Annotated in this window: 7 protein-coding genes and 2 tRNA genes; 3 read left to right on the top strand and 6 right to left on the bottom strand. The window is 48.7% G+C overall.

Features of this window, described 5'->3' with window-relative positions:
• The first annotated feature begins 28 nt into the window (after positions 1 to 28).
• A complete protein-coding gene (locus tag AC6CIF_RS20660; protein ID WP_498201372.1) occupies positions 29 to 589 on the top strand; it encodes a GerMN domain-containing protein in 561 nt (186 codons plus the stop codon).
• 76 nt (positions 590 to 665) lie between these two features.
• Here AC6CIF_RS20660 and AC6CIF_RS20665 read toward each other — a convergent pair whose 3' ends face one another.
• The 4 genes from AC6CIF_RS20665 to AC6CIF_RS20680 form a co-directional block, all read right to left on the bottom strand.
• Entirely contained in the window at positions 666 to 2,261 is a 1,596-nt protein-coding gene (locus tag AC6CIF_RS20665) for an MBL fold metallo-hydrolase (protein ID WP_498201373.1), read from the bottom strand.
• Positions 2,258 to 3,928 carry an ABC transporter permease gene (locus AC6CIF_RS20670; RefSeq protein ID WP_076254000.1) on the bottom strand — a complete coding sequence of 557 codons (1,671 nt, stop codon included), beginning with the start codon at positions 3,926 to 3,928 and terminating at the stop codon, positions 2,258 to 2,260. Before AC6CIF_RS20670 ends, AC6CIF_RS20665 begins: the two co-directional genes overlap by 4 nt.
• 88 nt (positions 3,929 to 4,016) lie before the next feature.
• A complete protein-coding gene (locus AC6CIF_RS20675) occupies positions 4,017 to 5,090 on the bottom strand; it encodes an ABC transporter substrate-binding protein (protein WP_036673000.1) in 1,074 nt (357 codons plus the stop codon).
• Positions 5,091 to 5,160: 70 nt separating this feature from the next.
• Positions 5,161 to 6,177, bottom strand: a complete 1,017-nt coding sequence (locus tag AC6CIF_RS20680; protein ID WP_221823770.1) for an ABC transporter ATP-binding protein — start codon at positions 6,175 to 6,177, stop codon at positions 5,161 to 5,163.
• A gap of 368 nt (positions 6,178 to 6,545) precedes the next feature.
• On the opposite strand from AC6CIF_RS20680, the gene AC6CIF_RS20685 reads away from it, so the two are divergent.
• The gene (locus AC6CIF_RS20685; RefSeq protein WP_498201374.1) at positions 6,546 to 7,472 is read left to right on the top strand and encodes a LysR family transcriptional regulator; all 927 of its coding nucleotides are present in this window, start codon (positions 6,546 to 6,548) and stop codon (positions 7,470 to 7,472) included.
• 128 nt (positions 7,473 to 7,600) lie between these two features.
• The gene (locus tag AC6CIF_RS20690; protein WP_498201375.1) at positions 7,601 to 8,461 is read left to right on the top strand and encodes a hypothetical protein; all 861 of its coding nucleotides are present in this window, start codon (positions 7,601 to 7,603) and stop codon (positions 8,459 to 8,461) included.
• Positions 8,462 to 8,695: 234 nt separating this feature from the next.
• Here the strand turns inward: AC6CIF_RS20690 and AC6CIF_RS20695 are convergent.
• Positions 8,696 to 8,766 (bottom strand) — tRNA-Gly (locus AC6CIF_RS20695).
• An 11-nt stretch (positions 8,767 to 8,777) separates the two neighbouring features.
• Positions 8,778 to 8,851, bottom strand: a tRNA-Pro gene (locus AC6CIF_RS20700).
• Between the last annotated feature and the right edge of the window lie 12 nt (positions 8,852 to 8,863).

The raw sequence follows: 8,863 nt of genomic DNA on the forward strand, positions 1-8,863 counted from the left end.
AAATAAATCAGACAAAGGAAGTGATTCTTTGAATAAGAAGCTAGGTTGTGCACTTATATTATCATGCTTGATCCTTATCGGAGTTGGATGTGCCCAGAAGCCAGTGAACGAATCCGGTTCGAATGAACCTGCTGTTCAGGGAGGACAGGCGCAGTCACCAAACCCATCCGAACCGGAGGTGGATCTGGGCACAATGAATACACAAGTCGTCGATGTATATTTGGCAGACTCTCAGGTACTTGAGCTAGAGAAAACAGAGCAGGAAATTGAGTACAAGGATGACTCCGAAAAATATGAAAAAACATTTGTAGCGTTGCAAACGAACACCGATTCAGAGCTTGTTTCCCTCTGGGAGCAGGTGGAATTGCTCTCTGTCCAATATGCTGAGGGTACGGTGACTTTGGATGTTCATATCCCCGCTGAAGCGAACCTCGGTACCAGTGGAGAATTGCTCGCATTGGAAGCTTTAACAACAACGATGTTTCAATTTGATGAAGTGAAGAGTCTGGATATACTGGTGGATGGTGAAGCCGTTGATAGTTTGATGGGTCATGCCGAACTGGAGCACCCCATTCATCGCGAACCCTAAATGATCAGACAACAATGGAAAAAGAACGTCCCCAGGGACGTTCCAATCTGACGCATCAATTCGATTCATACACAATTCACACATATAGCTCGTCACCAGCAGACAGTGAATGTATCACTGTTCTCGGTGACGGGCTATTTCTGAGCAATCCTTCTTTTAATCGGTCCGTCTCTGCCCGGTCAGCATGCACAAGGACCGTATGCCTTGCTGGAACCTGATGCAGCATCCGTTCAACATCCTTCCAGCCCTGATGTACTTTATAACGTATTTTCCGCACATCACACACGCCATACTTGTCAGGAACCCGTAGCAACTTATCAGCAAATGTACCATGAGCAACATGCCCAGTGAGCAGAATCAGATTCTCCTCCCTGTCCGATAATTGACTATAGTACCAACGGGCAAGCGAGGACTGCATCATGCCGTCCGGAATGAACCATAGCGAAGCAGCATGATGTTCCAACAGTTGATCCCGCTCTTGGGTGGTTGTAGGTAGATCCCATCCTCGTCCGGTCAGAAAGCCATCAATTTTGTCTTTCAACGAACTTCCGATGACATGCTCTCCCTTCTCCCTCAACCAATACGGAACATGCATAAGCTGCTTCATACCGTCCACCAGCCCTTGTTCCACTACGATTGGAATAGCCGGGAATTGTTGCTGTGCCCACAGTATGATCTCCTGTCCACGCCCTACGACAGGCATGGGTAAGAGCACCTTTCCACCTTGAGCAATCGTCTGGCGAATGGCTTGTTCCAGCTGTTCCAGTTTGTCAGCCTGTGCATCTTGGTCCGTACCGTAGGCCGCATCAATGATCGCCAGATCTACCACGACGGAAGATATTGGCGCAGCGTCTACTACGTCTGCTACGTTTGCTCCGCCTGCTCTGACTGCTCCATCTGCTACGTTGGATGTGAAATTCCCCTGCTTCATGGGTATCTCCGTGGATACGAGTGTTCTTGACGATGTCTCTGATGCAACAGATGTCTGATCTTGGGACGTTATGAATTCTCCAGCCTTTTGCCCACTGTTGATAACGATGAGTTCCTCCGCGACCCACTGTTCAACGCTCGGAGCATCGAACAACGTATCTTCACGAATCATGTTTTCCTGTGAGAACGCCTCCGCTGGACAATCCTCCTGTAAAAGCATCGACTCGGACGTGTAGTCCCCGGAATAGAAAATCCGCTTGCCTTCCATTTCAACCCCAAACCATACCGATCCAGCCAGATGTCCACTCCGGCCCCACATCACTTTTACTTCGGGAATGGGTTCGAACCAGTTTTGGGATACAACCTCATCTTCCAGATACCGATAACGAATAGCCTGCTCATCTGCTTCATCGTAAGGGAGCTTCTCTCCTACACGTTCTGCAAACCTTCGCCAGTTGGCAAAATACGTACGTAGCTGCGCCCTCGTCTCTCTTGTCGTCCACACTTCACCCTGATAGCCCATCTTATACAACAAAGGGATGGCGACCGAATGATCCTCATGGGCGTGGGACAACAGGACCGCGTCCAGTTGCGGGACAATCTCCGGGTCAATCAGCGGATACTGGCCCGTGCCTTCTTTTTTCACACCACAATCCAGCAAAAGGCGAAAATTGCTCCCGCTCAGGAGATAGGCGGAACGTCCATGTTCCCCTGCACCGCCCCATACGTTCAGTTTGATCATGATGCATTCCACTTTCTCTTTGAATTCAGCAGTTCGATTCCCAGCAGCATCAGCACTGTCATACCTACAGTCACCACGGCCATCGCCATTCCCAGTGATACCTGACCTTGTTCAAACTGGGCAAAAATATACGTAGCCGACGTCTGCATCGACGGTGGAAGAATCAATAACGATCCAACCAGCTCACGGGTAGCAATCGTAAAGGTCATCATCCAGCCGGCCAACATGCCGGGCAGGATTAGCGGGATCAGAATTCGCCGCAGAATATACAGCGGTTTACCGCCAAAGACTTGCCCAGCCTGGAACAACGTTCCGTCAATCTGGGTAAAGCTCGATTTTACATACTGCACGGTGTAAGGCAAGAAGAGCACAACGTACGTAAGCACAACCATGCCGTAGGTGTTATACAACGTGACTGGCATCCAAGGTGAATTCCAGAACAGAATCAGACCCACCACCATCACGATGCCCGGCACCGTATTAGGTAACAGACTGAACAAGTCAATCACACGCTGCATGAATGAAGATGATCTGCCGATCGCTAGTGCAAACCCGGTTCCGATAATAACAGCGACCGTTGAAGCCGCGAGGGATAATCCCAGACTGTTCCCGATGGCCTTCATACTCACTGATCCCCAAGATAACAGCTCCTTGTAATGATCCAAGGTGAGATTATCAAAAGCAATTCCTGATCCCCGTAACTTCATGGTCGAAGCGGCGATTATGGAGAAATATGGGATACCTATCGACAGGATCAACAGGATTGCAAGATACGCCCCACACAACCATCCTGCTCCGCCACGAAGAGAATATCGCTTCGAACGTTGCCCTTTGCCACCAACCAGACGATACGTGAACTTCCGGCTCATGGCAGACTGCATATACCACATCACCAGACAGACGGACAGCAACACCGATGCCAGTGAAGTCGCCTTGCCGAAGTCAATCGGCCAACTGGAGATGTACTTATGAATTTCGGAGGTCATGACATAATAGCCAATCTTGCGCCCGAAGGTTGCCGGTGTTCCGAATTCCGCAATCGTTTTGACAAAGACCAGCATGATCCCCATGCCGTAGGACGACAGCAACAAGGGTAGAATAATGCGTCTGAAACGGTACCCCGCACGTGCACCATGCACAGCTCCCGCTTCTTCCAGATTGCCACCGATGCGGATCAACGCATCTCGAAGCAGCAGATACAGGAATGGGAACAAGTGCAAGCTCATGATGAGCACCATGCCCCAGAAGCTGAAGAACAGCTCACTCCAGCCCGCAGATGAGGGCACCCATTGCTGCAGATATCCCCCTTTTTGCATAAACAGAATCCAGCCCATCGAACCGATATACGGCGGGGTCATGAACGGAATCATCAGGATTACATCGACCCAGCGATGCTCACCCATCCGAGTCTTCGCCATCATCCAGGCCAGCGGCAGCGCCAGCAGCGTGGTTACCGCTACAACGCAGATGCCAAGCCAGACGGAGTTCAGCAATACACCTGATAGATGATGACCTGTAATCGTGCGAATCGGAGCCATCCAGTCCCATTGTCCATCCGGATACACACTTTGCCAGAAGATCAGCAAGAGCGGCACGCCAATACTTATGGTCAGCAGAAAGAGGGCCAGAATCACGCCCACTCTCCGAAAAATTCGGTTGTTGTCCATTCCAACAGGTTTCACTACGTTCACCTCACATGACTTTCCACAGACAGCAGGTATTCCTTTTGCCTAATTGTCTCTATACTTGTTCTTCTTACTTAAAAGTCTCTGAAAAACGCGCTGCTGTCTCTTCGCCATGTTCGCTCATCCAGTTCCAATCCACTTTAAGCTGTGGAATATCCTTCACATTGGCACGGTTAGTCGCTTCAATGTCTTCGCGGCCTGGGATCAGATAGGCATCTGCAACGAGCTTCTGTGCTTCATCGGATAACAGGTAATCAATGAACGCTTTGGCGTTCTCTACATTTGGGCTGGATTTCAGAATCGCTGCCGGTCTTGGGCTGATTACCGTGCCTTCTTCAGGATAAACGATATCCAGTGGTTCGCCTTTTGCTTTGGAGGAATACGCCATGTAGTCCACACCTGCCGCTACGATGCTTTTGGCACCCGTAATGACCGGATCAAGTGCTTCCTGATTGGCACCTGCCATCGCTACACCATTGGCTTTATAGGCGCTTAACAGATCCCATCCTTTTTCACCGTTCGCACTCAGGTATCCTGTGATGAAGTCGAGTGCTGAACCTGATAATGTAGGGTCGGGAATGTTCACTGCATCTTTCCACGCAGGCGTTGCGAGCTCTGCCCAACTTGTTGGTGGTGTAGATACCAGTTTGGTGTTATATACAATACCCAGTGCAGAAGCACTGCTGCTAAAATAGTTGCCCTCTGCATCCGACCAATCCTTGTTCAGCTTGTCTGCATTGGCTGCTTCGGGGTAAGGCATAGTCAGTCCATCAGCTTTCAGAGCCTGTGCGGAAGGCAAGGAAGCCAGAATCACAACGTCTGCAACCGGATTGGATTTCTCTGCTTCCATACGAGCCAAAATTTTGCCTGTCGTTCCCTGGAACATCTCAACTTCGATCCCTGTTTTGTCTGTAAATCCGCTCACGATATTATCCGCCAGCTTCTGTGGGCCAGCACTGTACAATACCAACTTGCCGCCAGCCGGTTTCGTTGTTTCCGCCGCCGCTGCTGTGTTTCCTTCACCTGCAGGTTGTGCCGCGTTACCTGTAGTTGAGTTCCCTGTGCTACATCCGAACAAACTGATACTCATTACCGCTGTTAATAACAGCATTGCGCTCTTTTTCCGTGTTTTCATACCTAACATATTCGTCCAACTCCCCTGGTTTCTTATAAAATGTGTACTCCTGCTTCCAACTGCGTGCTCGTTCAACAATTTAATATGCCACTGCGATTGCTTCGTTCTGCTTCACACTCGGGTGGTCATAACCGTCCATTCGGCATATCTGCTCAGGGGTTACATAGAGCTGCACCCGCTCCCCGACGCGCACCCTTTGGTTCATATAGGCTGTCCATACGCCCAGCCCTTCCATCTGCACTCGTACTTCATAACGTTCACCTACATAGCTGACACTAAGTACCGTCCCCGGATAACACAGATCATCATGACCTGTTTTGTTCCAGGTGACATGCTCTGGACGCACCATCGATTGATTAGGCGTGAGCCAGTTGGACTTTCCGATAAACGAAGCGACATACGGATCACTTGGCGCCGAATAGATCGTTTCCGGGCTTCCCTTTTGCAATATCCGCCCCTTCTGCATCACCACAATCTCGTCCGACATCGACATCGCTTCAATCTGATCATGTGTGACGTACAGCGCAGTCAGTCCCATGTCTCGTACCAAAGACATCATCTCAATCCGCATCTCTTCCCGGAGTACAGCATCCAGTGCGCTCAGTGGCTCATCAAACAGGATCACACCAGGTCTGACCGCTACGGCTCTGGCAAAAGCAACCCGTTGCTGCTGTCCACCAGACAGCTGATGAGGATATCGATCTTCCATGCCTTGCAGGCGAACCATGCCAAGTGCTTCGTTCACCTTTTGCCGCAGATCGGATTTCTGTTTTCCGGCCTTCAGGCCAAACGCTACATTTTCGTATACGGTCATATGCGGCCATAATGCAAAATCTTGAAACACCATGCCCAGATTACGCTTGTGTGTTGGTATATCAATTCGCTTCGCCGCAGAGTAGATACACTGACCATCTGCACGAATCTCCCCCGCGTCCGGCTGTTCCAGCCCGGCCAACATGCGGAGCAGTGTTGTTTTGCCACAGCCCGATGGGCCGAGCAGTGTCGTGAACTTTCCATGTTCAAGCGTTAGATCTGTCGGCAGCAGCGCGGGTGTTTGATTAAATGATTTTTGAATTCCTGTTATCTCTAATTTCATAAGCATCCCTGCCTGTCTTCTGTTACTTGATCTCTTGCACTGTTCTCAGTCTAACGTCCGCTTTCGCGAGTTGTATGTCTTGTATGTAAAATTGGAATTAACTTTTTAGATGAATTCTGTTGATGTTCATAGATTAAATCTATAGTAGGTGAATTAAATTAATTTTCATTTTGTCGCTCCGATTACAGCACCATCTTCCGATCGCTGTTATCCCCAGATTTCTTATATTCCCTTTATGAAGGGAGAAATCCGGGGATAAAGGCGAACGCTTCGCTTCTTCAGATTGGTTCTGTACTCTCCGTCTTTATGAAAAACATTAGATCATCTTATATATTGGGGCTAGTAGAAGTGAGAGGAGTGTTGGAACATTGAATCTGATCAAATTGCAAATTGTTGAGCTGATCGACAAGCATCATCACATGACAAGCGTGGCCGAGTTACTGGGGATCAAACAACCTACCGTTACATTTCATATGAAGTCATTGGAGGAAGAGATGGGTGTGCGATTATTCGAATCGCGCAGTGGAAAGACCTTTCTGACTGAGGCCGGACAAGCTCTGCTTCACTATTCCGTCAAAATCAATGCTCTGACCCAAGAGGCAAGGCGGGTCGTAAAGGAATATGACAGTCTCTACCGGGGCACCCTGCACATTGGGGCAAGCTATGTACCGGCCACATATTTGCTGCCAACCATACTCAATACCTTTTCTCAGGAATTCCCGGGCATTCGTATCGTCCTATTCGTCAAACCATCACCTGTTATTCGCGAGATGTTAATTCGGCATCAGATTGATCTGGGGGTGATCTCTTCAGAGCCATTTGTTGGACCTGCCCTGCAAGCCGAGACGTTATGTGAAGACGACCTGGTATTGATTTGTTCTCCACAACATGGGTTGGCCCAGAAGGATGCATTAACCCCTGATCATATCGCGCAGATTCCTTTTGCCTTACACGGCAATGAGTCCAGTACTCGTCGGTTAACCAACCAATGGCTCGCGCAACATGATATTCGTTTGCGGAGCACGGTGGAGATGGATTCTCTAGAAGCGATCAAACAGCTGGTGTTAATCGGGGGGCATGTCTCATTCATGTCTCGGATGGCAGTACAGTGGGAGGAACAGCACGGGCTCATTCAAGTTCTTCCCATTCCGGGAGAGCAAGCGCCGCGCCATATCTATACGGTACATAACAAGGACCGCCACCCTTCAGTTCAGGTAAACCGCTTCAAAGAAGTGCTACGAGAGGTGAGTCACGGCTCCCCCCTTTCTATGGCTGATTGCCCTGATCCGCTATAAACTATCGTTTGCCATTCATCAAATCTATGCAGGGTTAACGCAATGTGCGCTCCCCGTTAATCGCTTTCAGATACTCGGGCGATAAAGTGGGATCTGTACGTTAATCCAGATTAGGAGAGTGATTGGTTTTGAAAAAGTGGAAAAAGGTAACCGCCTCATTAATGCTGAGCATCGTAACATTGGGAAGTGGAATGACATTTCTGGGAGCACCCCAGGCTTCAGCTGCTGCCAATGCCGTTCCTGCTTATGAAGTAAAGTTTCTGGCCAAGCCGGAGCTTGTATTGAATACAGATGGGACACCACGCAGTGAAGTGATTCAGACACTCGGCCTGAGTTCCACGCCAAGAAATATTAACGTAGAGTACTTCGACACCAATGCTCTCGGATTGGATCAACAAGGATGGAACGTTCGTTTTCGCAAAAAGGATGATAAAAATAACTACGAATTGACTTATAAAAAACGCTACCCTGTGATCAATGGCGATATCAACGCAGCGCTGACTCTGGCTAACCAAGAGGGATTTGACAAATCAGATGATAACTACGAGGCTGAAATTGATTGGGGATACGGCAAACAGACGCTGAGCTTCTCCAACACCAAAAAAGTCGATACCAAAGCAACAGGAGTCCAACTTCCTTCTGAGCAAGAAGCCTTGAACATGTTACTGGACAAGCTTCCAGGCAAATTGAAAAACTGGAGTTCCTCCAACTGGGGCAAGCAGCAATTGACTCAATCCCGTGCATATGGTCCAATCACATTCCAACGTTATGAAGGTACATGGAATGGTCAAGAGCTTACACTCGAAGTATGGCCGATCCGTGACGCAGCAGGTACAGGTATTGAGAATATCGTAGAGGTTTCTTTCAAAACCGATGATGCTGTAGCCGTATCAGGACTGCGTACCCAACTGTTGCAATTGCTGGAGAACAACAACTGGCTGATTCCTGCCGATGGCTTGAAAACACAGACCATTCTGGAAAGATACTAATCACGAGCTCTTGCTAAAAACAAGCTCCTCTTCCTACGTACATTGCAGGAGAGGAGCTTGTCTTTTTTGCGTAGTGAACGAAATGGATTCCGTTATTTAAGTAATTCTACGTTTATCATCAGTTGAGATTTCTACTGATGATTCGCGACCCTGTGTTAAAAAGAATACACTTATTCTATTTAACACAAAAAAAGCCCTTGCTATAAGCAAAGGCTTTTCTGTATGTCACCTGGAAGCGGGTGATGGGAATCGAACCCACGCTATTAGCTTGGAAGGCTAAAGTTCTACCATTGAACTACACCCGCAAATAAAAAAATCGGGATGACACGATTTGAACATGCGACCCCCTGGTCCCAAACCAGGTGCTCTACCAAGCTGAGCTACATCCCGATATATATGAAA

The sequence above is a fragment of the Paenibacillus sp. GQ49 genome (assembly GCF_059759055.1).

Excerpts from the sequence above, each read along its gene's own strand:
- AC6CIF_RS20665 (WP_498201373.1), bottom strand. The coding sequence starts at position 2,261 with ATGATCAAACTGAACGTATGGGGCGGTGCAGGGGAACATGGACGTTCC.
- AC6CIF_RS20670 (WP_076254000.1), bottom strand. The coding sequence starts at position 3,928 with ATGGACAACAACCGAATTTTTCGGAGAGTGGGCGTGATTCTGGCCCTC.
- AC6CIF_RS20675 (WP_036673000.1), bottom strand. The coding sequence starts at position 5,090 with ATGTTAGGTATGAAAACACGGAAAAAGAGCGCAATGCTGTTATTAACA.
- AC6CIF_RS20680 (WP_221823770.1), bottom strand. The coding sequence starts at position 6,177 with ATGAAATTAGAGATAACAGGAATTCAAAAATCATTTAATCAAACACCC.